The following is a 25,976-nucleotide window of genomic DNA, read 5'->3' as shown; positions in this document are numbered from 1 at the left end:
TCGTGAGCGTCAACGTTTCGCAATTGCAGTACTCGGAGCAACGCCTTCCGGCGAAGGCCCTTCGCAGACGACAACTTGCTGTGGGCGTCTGGCTCTATCTCGCCCTCATTGCCATTGGCACGGTTATGACGGGCACGTTCATCCTGGCGTTTGTTGCGAGTTTGAAGGTCGATCCCCTGGAACGTCCGTTCCGACTGGGATTCGATCAGGTCAATCCGGCTGCCTGGTTCGCTGCGGCCGGTTTGGGCGAGCAAGGGGCCGGTGCCCCCTGGTGGGGTGGTTTTGCGCCGGGCGCCAGAGTGACGTTCAACGCCACCTATGCCGCTCCCACGAACGTCACCATTGAAGAACCAAAAGCGGAGATCCCCCGTCGTCGCCCCGGATCCGGGATTGCCGCAGCCCTCACCCGCGACTATGCGGCCGATTATGCATCGATTATGCTTAAGGACGTTCGCTCCGGAACAATGAGTGTGCGTGACGACGACGGCGGCCGGACCGAAGTCTGGCAAACGCGAACGTTTACCTATGAAATCGCCTATGATCCGGACCGGCGGGACGGTCCGACGATTGAGCGTACCCCCCTCAATCTGACCGCTCCGAGATCGCAATCCCTTGTTGACAGCACTCTGTCGCCATCGCGAACGGAGCGGCGGGGACGGCTTCTCAGTTGGGACAACATTACCCCCGGCGCGCTTGGGCTGATTTTCAACAACTATCGGCGTGTCATTAACGAAACGGCGGATCTTCAGACCGGAAAGAGCCTGTTCGGAAACTGGCTCGTCAACAGCTTCGTGATCGCCGTTGGTCGGGTCGTCCTGACTCTCATAGTTGCGAGTTTGGCGGGTTACGCACTCGCGCGATTGAAGTTGATCGGCGCGCGCTTCTTCTTTGCGGCAATGCTCTTTTCAATGACCATCCCAGCGCAGGTCACCTTCGTCTCCAACTATCTGATATTCCGGGATCTGTCACTTCTCAACACGCCTTGGAGCGTGATCGTCGTGGTTGTGGTCTCCGCGCACGTCCTCCTCATGAAACAGTTCTTCGAAGGCTTCCCGAAAGAGATCGAGGAAGCGGCTATCGTCGATGGTGCAAACCGGTTTCAGGTGTTCTGGAGGATTGTGCTGCCCAATGCCAAACCGGCTCTGATGGTCAATGCAATCCTTGCGTTTCAGGGGGCCTGGAACGACTTTTTCTGGCCATTCGTTCTGATCACCAGTCCGCCCAGTTCCCTTACGATCCAAGTCGGCCTTCTCAGCCTTCGCCGTTCGTTCGGCGGCGCGCAAGCGGATTGGGGCCTGGTGCTGGCTGGTGCCTTTATCTCGATCGTCCCAGTGGTGATCCTGTTCGTCCTTTTCCAACGTTACATCATTTCCAATCAGATCAACGAAGGCATCAAATAGGTTGGTTCCAGTGAATCCTTAATGGAAGGGGCATGGCTCCCGGTGAGCTTGTCACGCCGAGCGGCGGTTTCTTGCACGTACGTGCCACCTAAGTGTTCATGGCTGGACATTCGAGGGACCGCAGTTGATCCATCAACGGGGTGGAATCGCGTTCAATGTTGAATCGGATGACCACATCGATGGACGCCCGGCAGCTCTAACGAGCGTCCTATATTACTTAGCCACAATCGCAATACGTGCATAAGCTTCGGGCGGAGCATCATTGGCGCGCATGATATCCTGCATGAGACGGGTCATTGCGTGCTCGATCTCCGGGGAGAAAAGGGGTGTATTCTGCCCTGGATCATCAGCGAGATCGTAGAGCCGTGTTTCACTCTCAAGGAGCGCGCCGGGACCGTAGTTGTCGAAGATGGGGGACCGCTCGATCACCGGTATCTTGAGGACCGGCGCTCCCTTCGTGAAGGGCATTGGCTGTGCAAGCGAGGCTCCAGCGAGTTCCTCCGGCGTGAAGGGCTCCCAGATGTGCGTCGGCATCAATGTGTATTGATAGAGCTCCTGGGAGCGAGGGTCGGGCGGGAACCGGTGATAGGTATAGCGTCCGTCCGTCACGTTGATCGCACCGCCGAAATAGCCGAACAGTGCGCCCTCCCGCAGCGAGCGATCGGCGTCGAGCAGCGGCAAGAGCGAATGCCCCTGCATCTCGGCAACGGCCCGCACGTCGAACAGATCGAGGAATGTCGGCGCGAGATCGATGGTCTGGGTCAGAGCCGACCGCCGGACGCCGGCGCTTCCCGGCCGGCGCGGATCGTGCACGAAGAGCGGGATATGCACGATCTCCTCATACATGTTCATCCGGTTCTTCGCCCAGAAATCGTGCTCGCCGAGAAGAAAGCCGTGATCGGTGGTGACAACAAGCGCGGTGTCGCGCCAAAGGTCGTGCGCATCGAAATAATCGAGAAGCTGCCCGATGAGGAAATCGCAAAGCGCGACGACGGCGTAGTAGTTGGCCCGCAATTCCTCGCACTCTTCCGGCAGTTCGTCGACGCGCCCGTAGCGCGGCCAGTCGCGAACCGGACCGTTCCAGCCCGTCCTGAATTCCTCGCGAAACCGCTCGGGCGCGGTGAAGGGTTCATGCGGGTCGAATGTCTCGATCTGCAGGAGCCAGTTGTCCGCGGTTCGGTTGCGCTCGAGGAACTCCAGTCCGGCGCCGAAGCAGCGCACCGACGGGAACTCGCTCTCGTCCTTGATGAACTCGCGGTTCACGATGTTGCGCCGAAACTTGTCGCGTGCGGACTGGCTGAATTGCCGCTCATGATACATCTGGCGAAGGCGCTCCCATGGTGGCTGCACCATGGCTTTCCACGGGTCGCCCTCCTGCCCGCGGATGAAGTCGTAGCTGTCATACCGGGTGTGATAGGTGGCGCCGCCATCCTCGAAATAGTGGAAGTGGTCAGTGACGAGGTGGCTATAAGAGGCGGCCCGGCGCAGCAGCTCGGGAAAGGAATTGTCGAACGGCTCAAGCGGTCCCCAGCTCCTGTGGAGAAAGCTGAGCCGTCCGGTCTGCAGGTCGCGGCGCGCCGGCATGCAGGGCAGGCTGCCGACATAGTGGCGCTCGAATGTTGCGGTGCGATCGGCCAAGCGGGCGAAATTGGGCGTCGGCACCCGCTTTCCCCCGTACGGGGCGAGCACGTGGCGGTTCAGCGAATCAAAGAGTACGAAGACGGCCTTCATCGAGCCTCGGCTGTCCCTCATTCAGAGCTGCCGAATGCAGCAGGAAGGCGCCGCCACTTATTTTCGCCGAAAAAAAAGCGGCCGCAAGTGGATTGTAGAAATCCCGAGCGCCAGCTCGCCGCCGACGACCAGACCCAAAGAGACGCACCAGACCGGAATTCCGGTGAGGAAGTCGTGGGTGCCATCGATCCGGTCGATCACCCAGACCGCAGACGCCTGCGGGGTGCGAAGCCTTCGCACTTTGCCGAGAAAGCTATCGTCCGGAAACTGACGGGCGAGGTCAGCGACAATGAGATCTTCGCATTCACGGTCCGTCTCGCGCACGACGGCTTCCACCGCCGCAGACGATCGTCGAGAGCTATCGGCTATGGTCGGCTGATCTCGATGGGGCCTCAGCCGGCGCGGCCGGCGCGCTTGACGAGCATGGCGATGAACGGCACGTCATCACCCGAGATCGTGTCGATGAGCCCGTCGGCGATCCATTGCACGAGCTTCGGCAAGGGATCGCGTCCGCCGCGCCAATACGGGGCGAGCACGTCGGGACGAGGCACGTGTACGCGGGTGCTGAAGCCCGCTTCATGCAACGCCTTCGCATCGTCGGTGCGGAACATGTCAAGCTCGATCGAGACCGAGTTCGCGCTGCACGCCTTCAACACCCCGACGAGGTCGGCATGGCGGGCGTGGGTGATGGCTTCGGTCCTGAGGCCCGGGTGGCGCTCGACCGCACGCTTCAGCATCACGTGGTCGAAGCTGATGACAATGACCCGGTCGACAGTGTCCGTTGCTCGCAGCAAGGCTGCCACGTGATCAACGGCAATGTCCGGCCGCTCCACCTCCTTGATTTCGAGCACAACCCCCATGTTGTCCGCCTTCGCCCACTCGAGCGCCTCCGCCAAGGTCGGGATCTTCGTTCCGGCGAAAGCGCGATGAAACCGGACCCCCGCATCCAGTCTGCGGATCTGCTCGAGGCTGAGGTCGGCTGCAAAGCCGTGTCCGTTTGTCGTCCTATCGACGGTCAAGTCGTGCAGGACGATCGGCTCACCGTCTGTGGTCAGCACGACGTCGATCTCGACTGTTGTCGCCCCTGCGGCCTTTGCCGCTTCGAATGCCGGCAACGTATTCTCCGGGTAATGGAGACTGTAGCCGCGGTGGCCACAGACATGGACACGTCCCGCTTCGCGGGCAAAGAAGCTGAAGGCCATATTTGATTTGATCCTCTATCGTAAGAGCGCGACTTCTCTACCGGCGCGCTCTGACTGTTTCGCGAACAACGAGCTCGACCCGGAAGTAGACGGAAATCGGCGGCGAGTCGGGTTCGGCGAGGCGCCGGTCGAGAATCGATACGACCTCGCGGGCAATCCGCCGGGGATCTTGTCGCAGCGTGGTCAGACTGTAGGAAGACCATGCGGCGATGGGCACATCGTCGAAGCCGATGACCGAAACGTCGTCAGGCACGCGCAGGCCCGCGCCGCGAAGGTGATCGAGCGTTCCGAACGCCATGAGATCATTCACGCAGAAGACCGCGTCGGGCGCCGGGCCGCTCTCCAGAAGCTGTCGCGCCGCCTCTTGCCCGCCATCATAGTCGGCGCGGCCGGCCCGAACGATCCTCGCTTCGAATCCGGAAGCAGCGGCAAATTCAGCGAAACCGTGCTCGCGGGCGGCGAGGCTCGGGCTCGGGTTCGCCGTGTTGACCACGGCGAACCGGGAGGCTCCTGCCATGCACAGGGCCTCAAAGGCCTGCTGCGCGCCGTCCCTGTCGTCGCAATGGACGCTGTCGAGGCCGATCTCGGCCCGATTTACCAGGATCAGCGGCTGTCCGTTTCGCCGCGTGATCTCGACAAGGCTGGCCGGCGGCGAGCCCGAGAGGAAGACGGTCGCCTCCGCGCGATAGCGCAGCAACTGACGGCTGGCATTCGCAACATCGTCCGCTGTGGGGCCGATGCTGATGATCGCCGGCACGTTGGAGCGCTCGATCAAGGCGTGCGAGAGGGCCGCAATCATCTGGGCTCGGAATGGAGTATCGGCGTCGGAGGTCACGAGCCCGACCAGCCGGCTTCGATTGGCGAGAAGCCCGCGGGCGAGATCGTTGACTTGGTATCCGAGCGCGGCGGCTGCCTCCCGCACCCGCGCCAGCGTTGCTGGTGCGATGCTTGCGCCAGGGGTGAAGGCCCGCGAGACCGCCGACCGGGACACGCCCGCACGCTCGGCGACTGCCTGGGCGCTCACGAAGCGGCCCTGGCTGCTGTCTCTGGTATCCGACACCGGCTCGACTCCGCTGGACATTCCCCGAAGCGCATTCATAATCATGTTGCACAGCATTGCAACAATCAATGACGGCACGATGAAAGCGTGTCGCGGCAGGGAGGAAATCAGGATGATTCACTGGAAAATCGGAACGGCTGCGCTTCTGAGCGCGGTATTGGCGGGCGGCAGTGCCGCCTTCCTTGCGGCGACGCCTCTGTTCGCGCAAGAAACCGTGAAGCTCGAGCTCTGGTCGCGTCAGGATCCATCCGGGCCGCTGCGCCCCGGCAATGTGATCAAGGCTGCCGAGCGGCTGAACAAGGAACTTGAGACCGAGGGTTCCTCCAAGCGCGTAGAGGTTGCCGTGCGCGAGAGCCCCGCCAAGGGATTCGACGATGACGCACTACAACTTCTCAAGGTGTTCGGCATCGGCGAAGGTCCCGATATATTCATCGCCGCGCATGAGTGGATCTGCGCCTTCCAGGAGGATGGCTTCGTTCTCAAGCTCGACGACTATATTGCCAAGTACCCTCAGCACTTCGGCACGATCTTTCCGTCGCTTTGGTCATCGGCGAAGTGTCCCGACGGCACCTACGCGATTCCGCAGGACGCCGAGGCGAGGATGTTCTTCTATAACAAGAAGCTCCTGCGCGAAGCCGGCTATGACGCTGCCTTCGTCGACGCCATGCCGGAGCGGGCGTTGTCGGGCGACCTGACGATGGACGAGGTGCTGGATATCGCCAAGCAGGTCGTCGACAAGACAAAAGCGCAATACGGCGTGCTTCACCGGCCGAACAAGGGTCCGGACTACATCATGGTCTTCCAGGCCTACGGCAGCAACTTCGTCGATCCGGAAACCGGCAACCTGCTCCTCGAGCGCGACAAGCTCGCTGCCGCCTTCGGTTGGTTCGAGCGCGGGGTGAAGGAAGGGGTCATCCCGGCCAACAACACGGCGATGGAATTCGATGCGCTGCGCAAGGAATTCTACACCGGCAACGCCGCATTCTGGATGTACGGCATCTGGGATCTCGGCAGCGTCGCGTTCCCGACCTATGGCCTGCCGCAGGACGAGAAGGCCTTCTTCGCGGATTGGGGCTGGATCGCTGGCCCGGCACCCCAGAAAGGCGGCTCGCCGGTCAGTCTGACCCATCCGATCGTCTATGCGATCGCTGCCGACACGAAGGAGCCGGAGCTCGTCGTCCGCCTGCTTGGCCACGCTTCGGCGGCCGACCTCAATACCGATCACGCGGTCACGACGACACATCTCGGCATCAAACCCGAGCAACTCGAAGACCCGCGCTATGCCAAGGCCTGGCCGCTCGCCAGGGCAACCGAACTGCTCAAGATCACCAAGTTCCTGCCCAACAACTCGCACTTCGGCGAACTCAACGGCATTATCTATGCCGGGATTCAAGGCATAGAATCGGGGCGGCTGTCGGCGCAGGAAGCAGCTGATTTCGTCATTGGGGAGGCGTCGTCCTCCCTCGAGGACGTGATCGTCAAATAGGTCCGATCGCTCTCGCGACCTCGACCCGGCGCGCCGGGTCGAGGGTTGCAAGACGTCTGCCGTGCGAGCCAAACGATGACGACGATAGCAGATGAACTCACGATCGAGCGGCGCGGCCATGCGGGGTCGGCGGCCCGCAGGCGCACGAACTTTGTGATCTTTCTCGGCCCGGCGATCGTCCTGACGGTCCTCTTCTTCGTCGTCCCGGTGATCATCGATATCGCAGTGTCGTTCACCGACCTCAGCCGCTCGCTCCGCATCAGCGAGTTCACCACCGAGCAGTACGAGAAGGTCTTTCGAACCGATCGCCGGTTGTCGCAGGTCATCGGGCTGACCTTCATCTACGTCTTCGGCACGCTGGCGATCTTCAACGTAACCTTTGGCCTGATCCTCGCCATCACCACCACGGCGATCAGGAATGTATCCGGCAGCTTCTTCCGGGGCGTGTGGCTGCTGCCGCGGATGAGCCCGTCAGTCCTTTACATCCTGCTCTGGCTGTGGGCGGTGAGCCCCACCGAAGCAGGCCTCGTAAACCAGGTCCTCATGCAGGCGTTCGGCCTCGACGCGCCGCTCGACCTGCTGACCTCGGCTCCGATCGCGCTCATCATCATCTCGAACGGCTTCATCGGCGCTTCGATGGGCATGATCATCTTCACCGCCGCGATCCGCGGGATTCCCGAGCACCTTTTCCATGCCGCGGCAGTGGACGGCGCCGGAACGTTCGCAAAGATCCGCTTCATCACCCTGCCGGCGCTGCGTTGGCCGATCAGCTTTGTGACGATCTACCAGACACTCTCGCTGCTGGTCAGCTTCGAGTACATCCTGCTCCTCACCAAGGGCGGTCCGTTCTACGACACGACTGTCTATGCGCTTTACGTGTACCGTCGCGCCTTCGAGAGCGGCCAATACGCCTACGGGGCGGCGCTTGCGCTTTTTCTCATCGTCATCGGCGTAGTCGTCGCGCTCATCGGCTGGCGCTTCTTCGACATGGAGCGCCTGCTGCAGCGCCCGCGTATCGAGGTGCATTGAGATGGCCGCGCAACCGATCCCCATGGCGTCCACGACGGCATCCGAGCCGACGGTCGATTGGGATGCATTGGCAGCGCGGGCGCGTGGCGTCCGGCGCACCAAGGCGGTCGTCCTCTACGCCTTCCTGATCGCCGTGTCGCTGCCGATCATTCTCCCCTATTTCTGGCTCGTCACGATCGCGTTCTCGGCCAGGACCGGCGTTGCCGAGACAGCGGTTCTGTGGCGCTCGATGGCCGTGGTCGTGCCGGCCGTCGTTGCCTTCTGGCTCACTGCCGCGCTCGCGCAAAGCCGGCGCCAGCTATGGATCGGCATTGCCGCAGTCGCCGCGATCGCTGCCTTCGCTTTCGCCCTGCTGGTCGGCCCCGACCTGCACGTCGGCAATTTCATCTTCCTGTGGGAGCCGGACTTCGCCTCGGTGGTGCGGTCGCGGATCGGGGAAGTCAAGGGCGCGGTCCAGTTTCCCAACGTCTGGCATGCCTTCGGCAACTCGATCCTGATCGCCGGCGCGCAGACCGCCATCGTCGTCACCGTCGCCTCATTGGCAGCCTACTACCTGTCGCGCTTCCAGTTCCCCGGCCGCTCCTCGATGCTGCGCTCGCTCCTGGTGCTCCACGCTTTCCCCGTGCTGACGCTGATCGTGCCGATGTTCCTGATGCTCTACTGGATCGGGCTCCTGGACACGCTTTTCGGCGTCATACTTGTGCTTGTCGCCTTCGAACTGCCGTTTGCGATTTTCATCATGAAGGGTTTCTTCGACGCAGTGCCGTGGGACATCGAGATGAGCGCGCTGACCGACGGCGCGTCACGGCGGCAGGCATTCGTGAGCGTGGTGCTGCCGCAGGTGAGGAACGGCATCCTCGCCATCGCAGTCTTCACCTTCATCCGCGGCTGGGAAGAGTACATCTTCGTGTTCACATTCCTGATCAGGAACAGCAACTGGACAATGAGCCTCTACATGTACTGGGTACGCGATGATGTCATGGGCGTCGACTACGGCGTCGTCTCTGCGGTCGGCGTCTTCTACCTCGTCCCGAGTCTCATCCTCTACATGGCCGCGCAGCGCTATCTCATGCAGATGTCGATTGGCGGCGTGAAGGGCTGAGGACGATGGCGAAGATCGAATTCCGCAACGTGGTGAAACGCTTCGGCGCCGTCGAGGTGATTCCCGATATGAACCTCGTCATTGAGGACGGCGAGTTCGTCGCACTTCTCGGCCCATCCGGCTGCGGCAAGTCGACGAGCCTGTTCATGCTCGCCGGCGTCTATCTTCCGAGCGGCGGCGAGCTCCTCTTTGACGGCCATGTCGTCAACGAGGTAGAGGCACGCGACCGCAATGTCGGCATCGTCTTTCAATCCTACGCGCTCTACCCGCACATGAGCGTGCGCGACAACATCCTGTTTCCACTGCGGTTCAAGAAAACGCCGCGCGACGAAGCTCTCGTCCGGGTGAAGGCCGCCGCGGACCTTGTCCGGGTCGCGGAGCTGCTGGATCGTCGCCCCAGCGAGCTTTCCGGCGGCCAGCAGCAGCGCGTCGCCCTTGCACGCGCCCTCGTGAAGGAGCCGCAGCTGCTGCTCCTCGACGAGCCGCTCTCCAACCTCGACGCTTCGCTCCGTCTTTCGATGCGGACTGAGATCAAGTCGCTGCACGAGCAGCTCGGCGTGACGACCGTCCTCGTCACGCATGACCAGATCGAGGCGACGACGATGGCCGACCGTATCATCTGCATGCGCGCCGGCCGGATCGAGCAGGTCGGGACGCCGGACGACCTCTATCTCAAGCCGTCGAGCCTGTTCGTCGCCGGCTTCATCGGCTCGCCGCCCATCAACCTCATTGCCGGCGAAGCCGAGGGCGGCACGGTTACCGTGAACGGCGCCAGATTTCCGGTCGAGGGCGCGTCGGGGCCGCTGACTGTCGGGCTGAGGCCGGAGCACCTCAGATTCGGGGATACCGGCTTCGCCGGCCGCATCGCGCAGATCGAACCGATGGGTCGCGAGATCCTCTATGTCGTCGAAACCGGGATGGGCGCCGTTCGCGTGCTTGAACAGGGTTCGTCCGCTGGGCACTCGACAGGCGAGCAGGTGAAGGTCGGGTTCCTGCCCGAGAATTCGCTTGTGTTCGAGACGGTGCGACAGAAGCTCATTGCGGGCGCGCATGTACGTGCACCGGCTTGACACGATCGAGCGACAGCCGTCCCATTTCTCTACAGCGCCGCGCGTCTTATCAGACGCGCAAAGGTCGCTGTAGCACTTTGAATTGCTGCATGTTTTTATCCTTAAATCGGCTTCGATTTGAGGAAACATGCAGTAGGCGGACAGGAGGGCGCGCCGGTGGCAGCGTTTGAGATGTCGAACACGCCGGTGGCAGTTGAGGGTCCATATGGCCCTGTCCGGCTCAAGTGGCACAAACTTCGCACGCACCTCGCCGAGGCGCCCTTCAAGCGTTCGAACCTCGCCCTCGGCTGGCAGCTCGGCGCGAGCCTCGAGATCGACATACTCGCCACCGCCGATGGCCGCTTCGCGGTCCTCCACGATCCGACGCTCGGTCCCTCGACGACCGGCCGCGGCCGCGTTCCGCGCATGCCGATCGCATCGATGAGAGGGCTTTTCCACCGGGACGCCGACGGCGCCCCCGACCCCGATGCGCCGGTCCTGTCGCTCGCCGGGTTGGTAGCCCCGCTTCGAAGGCAGCCCAGAGCGCCGTCGGCCAACCTTCAGCTCGACCTCAAGCTGCTCGAAGGACACACGCTTCCGGATTCGGCGGTCGCCGATGCGGCAGCGGCCGTCGCCGGGCTGGCGGACGCCATCGTCGTCGGATCGCATCATCTGGATGATGCACGCCGTCTCGTCGCCGCCATTCCCGGAGCCCGGCTCGGCTACGACCCGATGCTGGCGGTATCCCGCGAGCCGGGTCTGCGCGACCCGGAGCGGCTCCTGCGCCACATCGAGCGGCGCAGGACCGGCGTGAGCCTCGCCTATCTCCGGTTCGATGCCATCGTTACCGCGGAAAACCAGGGCTTCCCCCTTGTTGCGCGCCTGCTCGACCTCGGCATTGAGACGGACGCCTGGACGGTCAATCCCGGCTGGGACATCAGCGACGCCATCCTGCGTACGCTTGTGGAGGCGAAAGTGCGCCAGGTCACGACCGATGTTCCGAGCGAGATCTTCCGCCTGATCCGCTCGCTTTGAGCATGTTCCGCTCTACAGCGATGCCATAGCGAGTGTCAGTCGGCGGTGTGTTTAGCAGCGGTGTGCTGCATCCCGACGCCAGCCAGCAAAAATCGTCCTCACTGCAACAGGCGCCATAATCACGTATAGTCCCCAAGCGATCTCAGAGGGAGGAGGAAAAGAACAAATGAACGCGGGACCGCGGAAAGTGGACGCCGAATATGCGATTGAGTACCTCCAGGAGCATCCGGAAGCCGGGCTTTGCTGCGAGGATCGGCGCTGGTGGATTACGCCGAACGCAAACGAGACCGATCAGCAGGTCCTGCTTCTTGATGTGGTTGAAGCTGAGCGGCTCAAAGATGACCCTCGCCTTCGACTCGTGTCCGGAATCGCTCATGCGGGCCGGTCGCTCTGGGTCGTTCGAAGAATGACGTAACTATGTGCCATCTTCTAACATCTCTGAGCGCCCGACTGTGTGTAGACAACGCGACTGACGCGTGATCGGTTGCGGTCCGAACGTTGAGCAAGAATTGAGCACCTTTGCGCGACCAGCGCATCTTTTGTGGCAGAGCTCGGCGCAGACTTCATGCGTCCAGTTCCCCTTCCCACCCGCTGTGGTTGTCCGCGTATCCCAGCGCGAAATCGACAACTTCGAAACTGGATGCACTTGCTGCAGCAATCACATAAAATCCACATTCTGCCCTCGAAAGCGATCTCAGCCGATGGCCGAAAGAAGACCCCAGCGCCGCCTCGCCGCTATCCTCGCCGCTGACGTTGTCGGCTATTCGCGGCTGATAGCAGCTGACGAAGCAGGAACGCTTGCGGCAATGCGCGAGATCTGGGACACGCGCTTCAATCCCACGGTTGCCGAATACCGCGGCCGCATCGTCAAGATGATGGGAGATGGCGTATTGGTGGAGTTCGCCAGTGCCGTGGACGCCGTCGAATGCGCGGTTGCGATTCAAAGGACGATGGCGAACCGCAACAGTTCACAGCCGGGGCGAGAGCCGATCAATCTGCGCATCGGTGTGAACCTCGGTGATATCGTCGTCGATGGCGAGGACATTTTTGGCGATGGGGTCAATGTGGCGGCCCGCCTGGAGGGGCGGGCACCAAAGGCCGGCGTTCTTGTGTCAGATGCCGTGCACGCTCAAATCAAAGGCAAAATCAGCGTCGCGTTTGCAGATGCTGGCGAGCTGTCCCTCAAGAATATCGAGGCGCCGGTGCGGGGCTGGTACTGGGGCGGCGATGGCTCACCGGCGCAGGAGCCGGCTAAGACTCCGACGGAGTCCGCCAGCATCCCTTCGATCGCAGTCTTGCCGTTCACCAACATGTCCGGCGATCCAGAGCAGGATTTCTTCGCCGATGGCCTGGTCGACGACATCATCACAACGCTCTCAAAATTGGCAGGCTTGCGCGTCATCGCCCGCACTTCCAGCTTTGTGTACAAGGGGCATGCCATCGACATTCGAGAGGCGGCGAAGCGACTTGGGGTGCAATATGTCTTGGAAGGCAGCATTCGCAAGAGCGCCAACCGCATTCGCATAAGCGCACAGCTTATCGATGCCACCAGCGGCTCGCACGTCTGGGCCGAACGATATGACCGTGCGACCGACGACATTTTCGCCGTTCAGGACGAAATTACCCTCGTTCTCGCAACCGAGATGCAAGTCAATTTGACCGACGGCGAGCAAGCGCGGCTGCATTACACGACGACCAGCAACATCGGGGCCTGGACTGAATGGGTGAAGGGCCTGCACTATTTTCGTAAGGCGGTCACCAAGGAAAACATGGCGACCGCGCTTTCTTGCTGGCAGAGGGCGCTCGCTCTTGATCCCAATTCTGCCCCGCTCAATGCCATGGTGGGCTTCATTCACTACCTCGATGCACGCTTCGGCTGGTGGGACCACAGGCAGACAGCCACCCATAAGGCACTCAGCTATGCTGACCGGGCACTTGGCCTCGATCCTGACAATCCCGACGCAAATACCGTTTCAAGCTGTGCCCTGCTTCTGCAAGCGCGGTACGGCGAAGCTGCGGACCATGCCCGCAGGGCAACACAGCTCGCGCCGGGATCCGCCGATGTAGCGACCTTTGCGTGCTTCGTTCTTACCTTTGCAGGATACCCGAAAGAAGCGGTAGAGCATGGCGAAAGGGCAATGTCCCTTAGCCCGCACCCTCCCGCCTTCTATTTTGGACATCTCGGCAATGCTTATCGGTTGGCAGGAAGGATTGAGGACGCGATAGCGGCCTTCAACGCCTACAATGCTCGCAGCCCTGGGTTTGGTCTATCCGACCTCGTGATCGCCTACCAGCAGATTGATCGGCGGGATGCAGCCGAAGAGACCGCACGGCAGCTTTTGTCGGTCCGCCGCGACTTCACTGTGGCTTCCTGGGCAAAGACCCAGTTTCGCGCTGATACGACACGACTTGAGGCCGACATCGCGGCCCTTCAAGCGGCAGGACTTCCGATGAGCTGAGTGCGATTGCACATGGCGCTTCTGCCTCATACCCGCGGATTCCGACTTATGAAGCGAGCGCGATGCTGTTTGTGCTTTCGGCAGCACAACGGCTCAGTTTGGACTGTCTGGTCCCGAAGGTCCGCTCACCACCGTGGCTTTGCCGCCACCGTGGCTGTGCCGCCGCAACGCGATTCTTGCGAGGGCTGAAACGCCCGCTTCCGGCTGTGTTCAGCCGCGGGCGCACCGGCGGGTCGCCCAATCGATGATCGTCCGTCTCGCCACATACTCCCTGCCCGATGAACGACAGGCGTATGTCTGCCGAGCAGCTCGATCCCGCGAGATCGGCCGGAACACTTCTCCCGAGCAGATGTTTGGCACGAGAGGACGGCGCGGCGGCGTCATGGATCGATTGGCCGGATCGTCGCTGCCAAAGCAAAGGCACAAATCATGGACCCGAGGACTGAGATAATGCTGCACACCGGCAACAGGATGCCAGTTCTGGGCGTCGGCACATGGCAACTGACGAACGATACGGCTGGCACGATCGCAACTGCTTTAACACTCGGCTATCGTATGATCGACACCTCGGGAGATTACGGGACCCAGCCCGGCATCGCAGACGGGATCAACAGGAGCGGCATGGAACGCGCGGACTTCTACCTAGTCACGAAAGTGGAGGAAGTGGGTGACGCATATCAAGCGACACGCAAAAATCTCGACGAATTGCAGCTGGACTATGCCGATCTCATGCTCATACACCGTCCGCCGCGAACAGGAGCGGGAGAAGATCTGTGGCGGAGCCTGATCCGGGCGAAAGGGGATGGCCTCGCGAAAGACATCGGCGTCAGTAACTATTCGACGGACCTCATCGATGCGTTGATAGATGCGACGGGAGAAGTCCCGACCGTCAATCAGATCGAGTGGAGCCCGTTCGGCTACAGCGATGACATGCTGCGTTATGCGATGGAAAAGCACATCGTCATCCAGGCATACAGCCCCCTCACGCGCACTAAACGGCTGCGGGACGAGAGACTTTCAGAGATCGCCACGAAATACGGCAAATCGCCGGCGCAACTGCTGATTCGATGGAACCTGCAGCGCGCCACGGTCCCCATTCCCAAAGCCAACCAGCGGCAACACCTCGAAGAGAACATTGATGTGTTCGATTTCGAGATCAGCGAGCACGACTTGGAAACCCTCAATGGCCTCAACGAGCGCTACTCGTCGCTTGGGACGCTTCCATATATTTGAGCATCAAATCTCAGGATCGGAAGGATAGAGCACCAGGAGAACAATCGATGGCTGGACCCGAGCAGGAGCGCGGAACGGGCGTTCTGGAAGAGAGCGATATCTTCAGATCGCGCGCGAGGCGAGCTACGCGCTGTCGATCGGGAACGCGGAGAAGGGCAAACCTGCCAATGCCGGACTGCGTGAGGAGGACGATGCCGACTATCCGGAGAAGCTGCAGGAGGAATTCAGGGGGCGGAGTTTTGCGTGCAAGGATGTTCGCCTCCTCGATTTCGGCGGCGGCGAGTTCATCTTGATCGGGGCACGTTCGAATCCTGAGGCCGAATATGGCCTCGATCTCGGCGCAGAACACGAAGACGACGAGCACGCGGAAACCATCCGGCGCCTGCGCATGGTCAAGTCCCGCCATCCAATAAGTCACTGTTTAAGGGCCGCGGGCCTAAGCGGGCAGCGTGTCCTGCCTGGACGCGTTCCGGGTCTAGAACATCGTCGGGGTGTTGCCTTCACCACCGGTCGAGCTATCCGGCGTCCCGGTACTGCGTCTGGCGCCCATGAGAACACCGGCCTTGCTCTGGATCCGCAGATTGTTCTGGACCTGTCTCACTCCGGAAACAGATTCGGCGATGTCCTCGGCGCGGTGCTTGACCGGCCGGCTCATGACCGTGCCGGAAAGCGTGACCTCTCCGCTCTCGACCGTCACCTCGATGTCCGACGCGTCGATATGCGGATCGTCGGTCAGCCAATCGCTCACATCTTCGCGAATGCGTTGATCCGAACGTGTATAATTGCGAGGCCCGCGCCCTCGATGACGACCCTCTTCCGGGAACACTTGCCGGACATCCGCGTAGCGATGCTCCCAGTCATAGCGGCTTCCAACTACGTCGCGGTAATCCAGGGCCGCGCCGCCTGTGCCATAACCGCCGCTTGAGCTGCCGCCGTAGCGCACGCCCGTGCCGCCGTAATCGTTCCAGTTTTCATCATCGCCGGATATCCGTTCCGATATGCGGTCCGCCGGACGGGGACCCCGCGTACCGGCGCCACGCCTGCCCGGACGCTCATTCGCGTCGTCGCGGCGGCCAGGATAGCGGGAGCGCTCATCACTGCGGTAAGGATCGCGATTTACCATGGCCAGTCTCCTCGGCGAGGATCGCGAGGCTGCCTCGCCCGTTCAAAAAAACGGTCACCAATTGCGCTTGTTCCGCCCAGTTCAGGAATTCCTCCCAGTTCAGGAACTCCCTACCAACTCTCCGTAGTCGGAGCGCTGAGCGGGAACGCTATGCTCGCCCGCACAACCGCCCGGGCAGAATATTGTTCCGCCCGCCGCCGGCTCACGGAATCACAACGGCACCTCATCTCGGTCCGCCACAATCTGGAGATCGGCGGCATCCCGATGCAGTCGGAGAACCTCATCGATCTCTCTCATCCCGCTCTCGAGGCGCCTCTATCGCGCCCCCATCCGCAGAGCACCGTCGAGCCGGATGACCTCGCCGTTCAGCATCTCGTTCTCGCAGATATGCCGTACGAGCGCGGCATATTCCGCCGGACGGCCGAGCCGCGTCGGGAACGGCACGCTCTTGCCGAGCGCGTCCTGCACCTCCTGCGGCATGCCTGCCATCATCGGCGTTTCGAAAATGCCGGGCGCGATCGAGACGACGCGGATGCCGTGACGCGCGAGCTCGCGCGCGATCGGCAGCGTCATCGCCACGACACCGCCCTTTGAAGCCGCGTAGGCCGCCTGCCCGATCTGCCCGTCGAAGGCAGCGACGGAGGCGGTGTTGACGATCACGCCGCGACTACCCTCGGCATCCGGTTTCTCCTTGCCGATCGCCGCGGCGGCAAGCCGGATCATGTTGAAGGTGCCGGTCAGATTGATACCGATCGCCCTAGTGAAGCTTTCGAGACGGTGCGGCCCGTCCCGCCCGAGCACCTTCTCGCCGGGCGCAATGCCGGCGCAATTCACCAGACCGTTGAGATGCCCGAAACTCTGAAGCGCCGTGTCGACGGCTGCGGCCCCTTCCGCCTCGCTCGTGACATCCGTCCGCACGAAGTGCGCGCGTGCACCAAGCTCCTCGGCGACCGCAGAACCGGCCTCGACGTTGACGTCGGCAATGACGACATGAGCGCCTTCGGCGACGAACATCCGGGCGACGGCCGCCCCGAGGCCCGACCCACCGCCGGTAACCAGAAACACCTTTTCCTGGATCAGCATGGCTGCACTCCATTGGGCTCGATGGCCGGATTCTTCCGCATCATTCTGTCCTCCCGTCTGTATCCGTCGTTCGCCGAATCTTCGAAAGACTATAGCCAGGGGTGCCGCCGCATGGCGATAGCCGGAGGGCAGCGATCTCCGTCAGACAGAGGTGCGGGCCACGAGCGGCACGTAATTTTCGAGCTCCGGCGCCGGGAAGTGGAGTGTCGCGCCGAGCTCGGCCGAACGATAGAGGCCCATCAGGATCTCGACGACCGCCAGGCCGTCCTCGAAGGTCTCCAGCGGCTTCACGCCCTTTCGGAAGCATTCGACCATATGCCGGTTTTCGTCCGTATAGCCGTAGACGCCCGCCTCGTCCTCCAGCACCGGCATCAGACCCTGTTCGGCGTTTTGCTTTTCAACGAGATCCTCGCCCTCTGAGCCCTGCACCGCGCGAGACATGAATATCTTCAAGCCCGTGCCCAACGAATTGTATTCCAGTGCATATTCGGGTCCGAGCAACTCGAGCTGGATGCGTAAGCCAGCGCCGACATAGGCCCAGGAGGTCGTTGCCTCGATCATCAGCTCGTTGCCGTCCTCGTCCTCTAGCGCGACGGTGGCGCGGGCAAAATCCTCCGAGGGGCGGTTGCGGTAATCCACCTCTTGGCCGAAGCGCTGGCGCAGCTGGTCAGCATAGTTCGGACGGATCCATTTCAGGTTGGCGACGGTTCCGTTCACCGACTTGACCTTCAGGGAATTGCGCGGCGCGCCGGGCGCGGTCAAAAGATGCCGCGCCACCTCGACGCTGTGGCACATCATATCGGAAAGCACACCGCCGCCCTGCTTGTCGCCCTGCCAGAACCAAGGCTCGTGCGGACCGGAATGCTCCTCCGCGGCGCGTGCCAGATAGGGCCTGCCGGTGGTGGAGGCGGCGCGGCGCCAGATGATCTCCTTGCCGCGGAGCACCGGCGTACAGAAGACCTGGTTTTCGAGATAGCCATGATTGAGGCCGGCATCCTCGACGAGATGCAGCATTTCCCGCGCTTCAGCGACGGTGCGGGCGAGCGGCTTCTCGCAGGCAACCGCAAAGACCTTGCTGCGCCCCGCCTTGATTTCGGCATGCAGAGACCGCATCACGTCGAGCCGGATGTAGTTCGGCGAGAGAATCCAGATCGCATCGATATCGCCGGCGGAGAGCAGCGCTTCCAGGTTTTCATGGGCGCGGCAGTTCCCGAGCCCGAGCGCTGCGACCTCGTCTGCGAAACGCGCGCGGTTTTCAGCACTGCGGCTATAGACGCCGGTGACCTCGACATTGCGGACGCCAACCATCGATTTCAAATGGAAATGGGCGATGAAGCCAGTTCCGACGAATCCCACGCGCAGCGTTTGCTTCGGTAATGTCGTCATTTTCTCCTCCCAGGATGGCCTACCCGTTAGAGCGGGATGAGGAAAGTATGCGCGGTTTTCCGCCCGCATCCCGCTCTCACTTCTTAGAATTGATCACGTTTATGATTCTGGTCCGACCCAATCATCGTGATCTAGGTGGCGCCGTGCTGCCTCGAATGTTTAGAACCGTCGGCAACACGATCGGTTCACCGCCGTCGACGCCGCCGCCCGAAAGAATCCTGAGCAAGAGCCCCATGGCCGTGCGGCCGATCTCGGCGCGCGGCTGCCTGACGGTCGTCAGCGGCGGATAGAAGGCCTTGCTCAAATAGAGATCGTCGAAACCGACGACCGATACCTCGCCCGGAACCTCGCGTCCCATGCGTCGCAGCTCATGCACGGCGCCATAGGCCATTTCATCGTTGGCGACAAAAAGCGCGGTCGGCGGCTCGGGCAAGTCGAAGAGCGCCTGGCAGCATTCCTGTCCGCTTTCGAGCAGGAAGTTGCCGCGCACCTCATAGTCTGCCGGGATTTCCAGGCCGGCATCACCCATCGCCAGACGATAGCCTTCGCGACGGTAGAGGCTCATCGGTTCGGGAATCGGGCCGCTGATATGCGCGATGCGCCGATGCCCGAGCGCGATCAGGTGTTCTACGGCCTCGCGCGCGGCGGCGACATTGTCCACCTGGACATGCGGCAGGCCGGAGTCTTCGATCATCTCCAGCGCCACAACCACGGGAAGGCCGCCGATGCGGCTTGCGCCCACTGGCGGCAGCTTGCCCGTCATCAGCACCATGCCGTCGGCATGGCCGTCACGCAGCATGTTGAAATATTCGAGCTCGCGAAGCGGATCGTTCTCGGTATTGCCCATCAATACCGAATAGCCGGCTTCCCGTGCCGTCGCCTCGACGCCCTTCAAAATGTCGAGGTAAAAAGGGTTGCCGACGTCGCGGACGACGAGCAGCACCGACATGGACTTGCGGGTCCTGAGGTTGCGGGCACTGACATTCGGACGGTAGTTGAGCTCGCGCGCGAGATCGTGGATTCGCTGGCGCGTCTCGGCCGTGACCAGGGTGGAATCGGCGAGCGCGCGCGAGACGGTGGCGGCCGACACCCCTGCCCGCTCGGCGATATCCTTGATCTTCGGCCGGTCCCTCATGCGCGCATTGCCCGTCCGCGGCCGTAGAAGGTCATAAGCAGCAGCAGCGTCGCCCCGAACACCATCTGCCGGCCGGACTCGTCGATATTCACCGTGGTGAGAATCCCTTGCAGGATGACGAGCAGGATCGCGCCGGCCATGGTGCCGGTATAACCGCCCTTGCCGCCGGCAAGCGAGGTGCCACCGAAGACGACCGCAATGATGGAGGTGAGCGTGTACTGTTCCCCGACATTGGCGAAGGACGAGCCGGAATAGCCGAGCAGGCAGAGGCCAGCGATCGCGGCGAACATGCCGGAGATCATGAAGAGCGCGATGCGCATGAGCCTAACCGGGACGCCCGCCATGAAGGCTGCGTGTTCATTCGAGCCGATCGCGTAGATGCGGTGGCCGAAGACGGTGCGGTTGAGCATGAAGGCCATGAGGATGCCGATGGCGATCCAGAGCCAGATGATGCCCGGAATGCCGAAGACCAGCGGCTGGGTGACGAAGCTCGAAAGAGCAGGCGCGGCGCGGCCGGAGGGAATGCCCATGCGGATGACGACGAGCAGGCCCTGCAGCACGCCGAGCATACCGAGCGTCATCACCAGCGGCGGGATACGCAGGAGCGTGATCCCGAGGCCGTTCAGCAGGCCGAAGAAGGCGCCGGCCGCAAGGCAGGCGGCGATAGCCGGCAAAATACCCGCATCGCCACCGTTCATCACGTTGCCAGCAATGATCGCCGACAGCGACACCACGCCGCCGACCGAGAGATCGATCCCCTCCCTGCCGCCGAGGATGACGACGTTCTGCCCGGCCGCGACGATGCCGAGCAGTGAAGCAACGATCAGCAGCCGCAGGATCTGCCCGCCGGTGGCAAAGCCCGGCGACAGTATTTCGCCAAGATAGAGGAGCACCACGATCAAGAACAGAGCGACGACGATCGGCTGACGGAAAAAGGAAAGGACGTTGCTCATGGGCGCGCCCTCCGGCCGGCGAGCACGCCCGCCATCAGCACGATGAGGATCGCGAAGCCCTGCACGAAATTCTGCCACTCGGACGGCGTGCCCATGAAAAACACCACCGAGTTGATGAGCCCGATCGTCAGCGCGCCCAAGAGCGAGCCGATCACGGTTCCCCAGCCGCCGGAAAGGGCGCTGCCGCCGAGCACCACGGCGGCGACGCTGTAGAGCGTCATCTTGCCGCCGACGAGCGGATCGCCGCTTGCCGTGTCGCCCGTGATGCAGAAAGCGGCAAGGGCCGAGAAAAGGCCGCAGAGCAGATAGCCCCTGATCCTGATCGAGACCACCGGCAATCCGGTCTGATAGGCCGCCTGCTGGTCGTCGCCGACAGCGAGCAGTTGTGTGGTGAGGCGCGCGCGGCCGAGCACCAGCAGCAGCACGATCAGCGCCGCCAGGATATAGAAGACGAAGGGCAGGCCCAGCAGCCGGCCGCCATAGGTGCGCCAGAACAGGGCCGGCGCCGGGGTGCCGGCAACGGGCAGAATGTAAAGCGCGAGGCCGGTGAAGAAGATGCTCGTCGCAAAGGTCGCGACGATCGCCTGCAGGCGCAGTGCCGCGACCACGAGCCCGTTGACGACACCGCAGGCAAGCCCCAGCACCAAGCCAAGCGCAAGCGCCAGCAGCACGGCGCCGGCACCCCCTTCCCATCTCTCCATCAAGACGATGATCGCGACATTGACGAGCGAGAGGATCGAGCCGGCCGATAGGTCGATGTCGCCCGCATAGACGACATAGGTCTGGGCGATCGCGAGGAGGATCAGCGCCATATAGGTGCTCAAGAGCCCGGTCAGCGACCGATAACTCAGGCTGTTGGGCGAGAAGATGCCGTTCAAGGCCAGCAGCGCCAGGACGATGGCGAGTGCCGGTAGAAAGGGGTAGCGCTCAAGGAGTTTGCGGAGGCCGCCGGCGCGCCGTGATGTCGTGCTGATTGCGATCTCTGCCATCACGCGGCCTCGTAAGCGGCTTGATAAAGATTGTATCGGGTGCGTTCCGCGCCCGTCAGTTCGCGGCTAATGGATCCGCCGTTGAAGACCAGGATGCGGTTGGCGTTGCCGAGCAGTTCGGCATCCTCCGAGGAATAGAGGACGATGCCGAGGCCTTCGGACGCCAATTGCCGGATCAGCACGAAAAGGTCGGCCTTGGCCGAAAGATCGATGCCCTTGGTCGGGTCGTCGAGCAGCAGCACGTCCGGGCGGTCGATCAGCCAGCGGGCGATGATGACCTTCTGCTGGTTGCCGCCGGAAAGCGAATTTATCGGGTGCAAGAGACTGGCGAATTTGGTGTGCATGCTTTCGAGTGCCGGCGCGACCCTGTCGCGGAGCCTCGAGGGGCTCGCAATCATCAGCCGGTCGCGCAGATAGTGGATGGGCGTGACGTTCTCGAGGATCGGCCGGCCGCTGATGACACCGTCGCGGCCGCGGTCACCGGAGACATAGGCGCAACCGCGCCTTATCGCATCGCGAGGGCTCGAGGCATCGAAGCGGCTGCCGGCGAGCACGATTTCGCCGGACGAAATCGAGCCCGCGCCGAAGATCGCCCTGAGCAGCGCCGACTGGCCCTGGCCGTGCAGCCCGCCGAAACCGAGTATTTCGCCGCGGGCAAGTTCAAAGCTGATGTTGCGGAAGCCGGCGCCGGAAAGATCCCGTACCGTCAGCGCCGCTCCGTCTGCGAGGTTCACGACCGCAGGGGCCGAGGATTGCGTAGCCGGCATGTCGCCGGCGCCGCCCACCATCAGCCGGATAACCGAGGCGGCATCGGTCTCGGCGAGGTTGAGCGTGGTGATCGTCTCGCCGTCGCGGATGATGGTGACGCGATCGCCGATCGCCTTGATCTCATCCATCCGGTGCGAAATGAAGATGATTCCGCGGCCGCGCAGCTTGAGATCGCGCAGGATCTCGAAAAAGCGTTCGACCTGAGCGCGATCGAGCGCCGACGTCGGTTCGTCGAAAATGAGGAGCGGCGCCTCGCTCGCCAGCGCCTTCATGATCTCGACGAGCTGGCGCTGATCGGGGCGAAGATTGCCGACCAACGCGTCGGCGGAGAACTCGTCGCCGGATACGCCCTCGAAAAGCGCAATATAGCGCGCCGCGCGTTCCTTCAGCGCCGTCCGGTCGACGAACAGACGAGCTTTGATCGGCAGCGCGGCGAGGCAGATGTTTTCCTCGACCGAGCGGTGGGCGGCCAGGCTCAGCTCCTGATAGAAGATGCCGATGCCCTGAGCGCGGGCCGAACGCGGCCCGGTAATAGTGACCGGCGTATCGTCGATGAGGATCTTGCCGGCGTCCGGCCGCACGCTGCCGGCGATGATCTTGCACAACGTGCTCTTGCCGGAACCGTTCGATCCCATCAGCACATGGACCTCACCGGCCATGACTTCGAGATCGCCCCGCCGGAGCGCCAAAGTCGCGCCGTAAGCCTTGCTCACGCCGCTCAGCTTCAATTTCGACATGAAACTTCGTCCGTGCAATTCTAAAGGTTAGAGCGGGATGCCGGCGGAAAACCACTCACCGTTATTCCTCATCCACTCTGGAGTCGAGGAGCTGCGCGGCCGGAAGGCGCACGCAGACCTCGAAAGACTCACTTGAAGAGGGCTTCCGCCTCTTCGATCGAAAGCGAGCTCGTATAGGAATAATGGCCGGGCTTGCCTTCGAGCTGCTTTGCCGCCTCCTGCACATTCTGGCTATCGATGAACGGGATCGGCAGATAGAGCGCGTTGCTATATTGCCCGGCCTTGGCTGGCTCTTTCAGCTCTTTGCCCTGCAGCATCAGCACGGCGACGTTGAGCGCGCTCGCCATCACGCCGGGCGGGTTTACTGTCGCGCCGGAGTTCAGCTCTTCCTTGATCCAGAGGTCGATGAAGTCCTTGCGGATTTCGCCGGTAGCCGCGATCTGATCCTTTTTGCCGGCATCCATGATCGACTTCCAGGCGCCGGCAGCCATGCCGTCCTGTACCAGCACGCCGTTGATATCGGGATATGTGGCGAGGATGTTCTGCATCGCCTGCTGTCCCTGGGCCTGGTCCCAATTGGCGTTGACTTCATTGACGATCTGCATATCCGGAAAATCCTTGAAGACCTGCTTGTAGCCGGCGGCGCGCATCTCGTTAGCCGGGTGCCCGGCGACGCCGTTGATCGCGACCACCTTGCCCTTGCCGTCGAGCGTCTCGGCAAGCCACTTGGCGCCCGCCGCACCCCAGGCGGTCTGGTCGATGCCGACATAGATCGCGTCGGGCGAGGAGACTTCCGCATCCGTCGCGATAACCAGGATGCCGGCTTCCTTCGCCTGCGCGAAAATCGGATCAAAGGCCGTCGGGCTGTTCGGATTGACGATGATGGCGTTCACGCCTTCGGCGATGAAATTGCGGATATGGGCAATCTGTCCGGGGACGTCGACATTGGCGCTCTGGACGGAAACCTCGACGTCGACTCCCTTCTCTTTCCATTTCGCGGCCGCTGCTTTCGCCTCATCGATCATCTGGGTGCGCCACTCGCTGCCGACCCAACCATTCGAGAGACCTATCTTAAATGTCTCCGCATTGACCGCCGATGCCGAGATAACAATGGACGCGACTGCGCCGAAGGCTGCAGCAATAAATTTCTTCATAAGATCCTCCCAAATCTTGCCGGGCCCATGAAGCCAGAAAATGTAATCGATTTCAATGGGTGTTACCTGCGATATCCACGGGGACGTGCATCCGCCGAAGAGGAGGGAAGCTATGCAATATCGAATCGCATTTTGCGGGGGGCTGGCAAAACAGTTTCAGATCCGCCGCGGCCTTCTCGAGAGACTACCCGCTCTCACCGTTCGACGTCACTGATGGCCGGGAGGCCTGCAGCCATCGCTGCCGTTTGCGCATGCCCAAAAGCGGCCAAGGGAGGTCCGCCGCGCCTGAACGCGGCGGGGCGTAGCGTGGTGCGCCGACGCAACGTGTCAGTTCTTGACTGTGTCCTCCAGGAAGAAGCGACCGAGAGGATTTTGGTAGAAGTTCTCGATGTTCTTGCGCGAGATGTTGATGTAGGGACTATAGTAGAGATCGATCCAGTGTACGTCGTTCTTGGCAGTCGTCTGGACCTCGATATACATGTCCTCGCGCTTCTTGGGGTCGAGCTCCAAGCGCGCTGCGGCGACGAGGTTCTTGATCTTGTCGTTCTTGTAGCGGGTCATGTAGTTCATATTGGTATCATGACCGAGCACGAAGGTGGTCTTCTGGTCAGGATCGAGGATATCGTTCGTCCAGTACATGACCGAGATATCGTAGTCACCGGCCACCAGCATGTCCCAGCTCTGGCTGGGGTCGACCTTCTGCAGATTGACGGTGACACCCGCCTTCTGAAGCTGCTGCTGCAGCAGGACGGCGATCTGTTCGTCGACCTCGTTTCCGGCATTGACCACATAGTCGAGCATGAGATCTGACGCGCCGGCTTCCGCTAGCATCGCCTTCGCCTTTTCTGGATCATATGGATACTGGTAGTTGTCGGCATAGTGGTAGAGCGAACCCTTCGGAACGTAGGAATTGGCAACTTCGCCAATCCCGAAGGTCACGGTGTCGACAATCGCCTTCTTGTCGATCGCCATATCGAGGGCCTGGCGGACGTCCTTGTTGCCGAGCGCGCCGTGCTCGTGGTTGATCAGCAGATGGTCCTCGCGGGTCGAGGTGTCGCTGTGCACAGTGAGGTTCGGATCTTTCTTCAACTCCTCGACGCGCGAGAACGGCACGAAGATCGCCGTATCGAGCTGGCCGGCCTGTACGTTCAGCATGCGGGTGTTGTCGTCCGGCACGGAAATCCATTCCACCCCATCCAGCTTGACCCGGTCGGCCTGCCAGAAGTTCGGGTTCTTTTCGAGGATGACGCGGTCGCCGCGCCGCCATTCCTTGACTGTGAAGGCCCCGGAAGCTGCGGTCGGCAACTCGGCGAAGGCCTCCTCGCCCGCTTCTTCCAATGCCTTCTTCGAGAGCACCGAAACGTTAGGCAACGCCAAGGTAGAGAGGAAGGGCGCCGACGGCGTTTTCAATTTGACGACGAGCGTCTTGTCGTCGGTCGCTTCGGCGGTATCCACGATCTTGTAGCTGTCGCTCCACAGCGAGCCTTCATTGTCGCGGATGCGCAGCAGGCTGAAGGCAGCATCGGCGGCGGTGATCGGCGAGCCATCGGAGAACTTTGCGTCGCGGATCTTGAACGTATAGATCAAGCCATCATCCGAGATGGTCCAGCTTTCGGCAAGTCCCGGCTCCAGCTTGGTACCGGTCCTGTCGACGCGGATCAGCACGTCGAAGACGTTGGAGAAGACCCAGTTGTCGACGTTCTGCGCCGATTTGATCGGATCGAATGTTGTGGAGTCTTCGCGACGACCGATGGTCAACACGCCGGCGGCTTCGGCAAAACTTGCGCTAAGAGTGAGGCCAGCCAGGACGGCGGCAAGGCCGATTTTCTTCCAACTACTGGTCATGCGTTCGTTCCCTTCGT

General features: G+C 62.0%; 23 protein-coding genes. 9 read left to right on the top strand and 14 right to left on the bottom strand.

What is annotated here, in order from left to right:
* Positions 1-2: 2 nt before the first annotated feature.
* Complete coding sequence (locus PYH37_RS08895) at positions 3-1,400, top strand: carbohydrate ABC transporter permease (RefSeq protein WP_280731054.1); 1,398 nt, start codon at positions 3-5, stop codon at positions 1,398-1,400.
* Between the two features lie 213 nt (positions 1,401-1,613).
* Here the strand turns inward: PYH37_RS08895 and PYH37_RS08890 are convergent, their stop codons facing one another.
* From PYH37_RS08890 to PYH37_RS08875, 4 genes are read right to left on the bottom strand one after another with little or no spacing between them, the layout of a single operon-like run.
* Positions 1,614-3,131: a sulfatase gene (locus PYH37_RS08890; protein WP_280732451.1), complete on the bottom strand. Its 1,518-nt coding sequence runs from the start codon at positions 3,129-3,131 to the stop codon at positions 1,614-1,616.
* A 57-nt stretch (positions 3,132-3,188) separates the two neighbouring features.
* The gene (locus PYH37_RS08885) at positions 3,189-3,467 is read right to left on the bottom strand and encodes an inositol monophosphatase family protein (protein WP_280736677.1); all 279 of its coding nucleotides are present in this window, start codon (positions 3,465-3,467) and stop codon (positions 3,189-3,191) included.
* A gap of 56 nt (positions 3,468-3,523) precedes the next feature.
* A complete protein-coding gene (locus PYH37_RS08880) occupies positions 3,524-4,333 on the bottom strand; it encodes a glycerophosphodiester phosphodiesterase (RefSeq protein WP_280731052.1) in 810 nt (269 codons plus the stop codon).
* A 37-nt stretch (positions 4,334-4,370) separates the two neighbouring features.
* The gene (locus tag PYH37_RS08875; protein WP_280731051.1) at positions 4,371-5,393 is read right to left on the bottom strand and encodes a LacI family DNA-binding transcriptional regulator; all 1,023 of its coding nucleotides are present in this window, start codon (positions 5,391-5,393) and stop codon (positions 4,371-4,373) included.
* 112 nt (positions 5,394-5,505) lie between these two features.
* Here PYH37_RS08875 and PYH37_RS08870 point away from each other — a divergent pair, with 112 nt between their 5' ends.
* The 8 genes from PYH37_RS08870 (at position 5,506) to PYH37_RS08835 (ending at position 14,786) form a co-directional block, all read left to right on the top strand.
* A complete protein-coding gene (locus tag PYH37_RS08870; RefSeq protein WP_280731050.1) occupies positions 5,506-6,879 on the top strand; it encodes an ABC transporter substrate-binding protein in 1,374 nt (457 codons plus the stop codon).
* Between the two features lie 75 nt (positions 6,880-6,954).
* The gene (locus PYH37_RS08865; RefSeq protein ID WP_280731049.1) at positions 6,955-7,908 is read left to right on the top strand and encodes a carbohydrate ABC transporter permease; all 954 of its coding nucleotides are present in this window, start codon (positions 6,955-6,957) and stop codon (positions 7,906-7,908) included.
* A gap of 1 nt (position 7,909) precedes the next feature.
* Positions 7,910-9,010, top strand: coding sequence for a carbohydrate ABC transporter permease (locus PYH37_RS08860; RefSeq protein ID WP_280731048.1), 1,101 nt, complete (start codon positions 7,910-7,912; stop codon positions 9,008-9,010).
* A 5-nt stretch (positions 9,011-9,015) separates the two neighbouring features.
* Entirely contained in the window at positions 9,016-10,080 is a 1,065-nt protein-coding gene (locus tag PYH37_RS08855) for an ABC transporter ATP-binding protein (RefSeq protein WP_280731047.1), read from the top strand.
* A gap of 156 nt (positions 10,081-10,236) precedes the next feature.
* Positions 10,237-11,094 carry a glycerophosphodiester phosphodiesterase gene (locus PYH37_RS08850; RefSeq protein ID WP_280731046.1) on the top strand — a complete coding sequence of 286 codons (858 nt, stop codon included), beginning with the start codon at positions 10,237-10,239 and terminating at the stop codon, positions 11,092-11,094.
* Between the two features lie 166 nt (positions 11,095-11,260).
* Positions 11,261-11,509: a hypothetical protein gene (locus tag PYH37_RS08845; protein WP_280731045.1), complete on the top strand. Its 249-nt coding sequence runs from the start codon at positions 11,261-11,263 to the stop codon at positions 11,507-11,509.
* Between the two features lie 286 nt (positions 11,510-11,795).
* Entirely contained in the window at positions 11,796-13,553 is a 1,758-nt protein-coding gene (locus PYH37_RS08840; RefSeq protein WP_280731044.1) for an adenylate/guanylate cyclase domain-containing protein, read from the top strand.
* Positions 13,554-14,003: 450 nt separating this feature from the next.
* Entirely contained in the window at positions 14,004-14,786 is a 783-nt protein-coding gene (locus tag PYH37_RS08835; protein ID WP_280731043.1) for an aldo/keto reductase family protein, read from the top strand.
* Positions 14,787-14,796: 10 nt separating this feature from the next.
* Here the strand turns inward: PYH37_RS08835 and PYH37_RS08830 are convergent, their stop codons facing one another.
* The 10 genes from PYH37_RS08830 to PYH37_RS08785 all read right to left on the bottom strand — a co-directional run bounded on the left by PYH37_RS08830 (position 14,797) and on the right by PYH37_RS08785 (position 25,959).
* Positions 14,797-15,192 carry a hypothetical protein gene (locus tag PYH37_RS08830; RefSeq protein ID WP_280731042.1) on the bottom strand — a complete coding sequence of 132 codons (396 nt, stop codon included), beginning with the start codon at positions 15,190-15,192 and terminating at the stop codon, positions 14,797-14,799.
* A 69-nt stretch (positions 15,193-15,261) separates the two neighbouring features.
* Positions 15,262-15,909, bottom strand: a complete 648-nt coding sequence (locus PYH37_RS08825; protein ID WP_280731041.1) for a BON domain-containing protein — start codon at positions 15,907-15,909, stop codon at positions 15,262-15,264.
* A 315-nt stretch (positions 15,910-16,224) separates the two neighbouring features.
* Positions 16,225-16,992 carry a 3-hydroxyacyl-CoA dehydrogenase gene (locus PYH37_RS08820; protein ID WP_280731040.1) on the bottom strand — a complete coding sequence of 256 codons (768 nt, stop codon included), beginning with the start codon at positions 16,990-16,992 and terminating at the stop codon, positions 16,225-16,227.
* Between the two features lie 141 nt (positions 16,993-17,133).
* A complete protein-coding gene (locus tag PYH37_RS08815; protein WP_280731039.1) occupies positions 17,134-18,378 on the bottom strand; it encodes a Gfo/Idh/MocA family protein in 1,245 nt (414 codons plus the stop codon).
* Positions 18,379-18,499: 121 nt separating this feature from the next.
* Positions 18,500-19,513, bottom strand: coding sequence for a LacI family DNA-binding transcriptional regulator (locus PYH37_RS08810; RefSeq protein ID WP_280731038.1), 1,014 nt, complete (start codon positions 19,511-19,513; stop codon positions 18,500-18,502).
* Entirely contained in the window at positions 19,510-20,466 is a 957-nt protein-coding gene (locus tag PYH37_RS08805) for an ABC transporter permease (RefSeq protein WP_280731037.1), read from the bottom strand. Before PYH37_RS08805 ends, PYH37_RS08810 begins: the two co-directional genes overlap by 4 nt.
* Positions 20,463-21,455, bottom strand: a complete 993-nt coding sequence (locus PYH37_RS08800; RefSeq protein WP_280731036.1) for an ABC transporter permease — start codon at positions 21,453-21,455, stop codon at positions 20,463-20,465. Before PYH37_RS08800 ends, PYH37_RS08805 begins: the two co-directional genes overlap by 4 nt.
* Positions 21,455-22,960: a sugar ABC transporter ATP-binding protein gene (locus PYH37_RS08795; RefSeq protein WP_280731035.1), complete on the bottom strand. Its 1,506-nt coding sequence runs from the start codon at positions 22,958-22,960 to the stop codon at positions 21,455-21,457. Before PYH37_RS08795 ends, PYH37_RS08800 begins: the two co-directional genes overlap by 1 nt.
* A 128-nt stretch (positions 22,961-23,088) precedes the next feature.
* The gene (locus PYH37_RS08790) at positions 23,089-24,114 is read right to left on the bottom strand and encodes an ABC transporter substrate-binding protein (protein ID WP_280731034.1); all 1,026 of its coding nucleotides are present in this window, start codon (positions 24,112-24,114) and stop codon (positions 23,089-23,091) included.
* 327 nt (positions 24,115-24,441) lie between these two features.
* On the bottom strand, positions 24,442-25,959 hold the full coding sequence (locus tag PYH37_RS08785; RefSeq protein WP_280731033.1) for an ABC transporter substrate-binding protein: 1,518 nt from the start codon (positions 25,957-25,959) through the stop codon (positions 24,442-24,444).
* Between the last annotated feature and the right edge of the window lie 17 nt (positions 25,960-25,976).

The sequence above is a fragment of the Sinorhizobium numidicum genome, assembly GCF_029892045.1.
Taxonomy (GTDB): domain Bacteria; phylum Pseudomonadota; class Alphaproteobacteria; order Rhizobiales; family Rhizobiaceae; genus Sinorhizobium; species Sinorhizobium numidicum.
The sequence above is the reverse complement of the archived record's forward strand: the minus strand, read 5'-3'. Positions and strand labels throughout refer to the sequence as shown.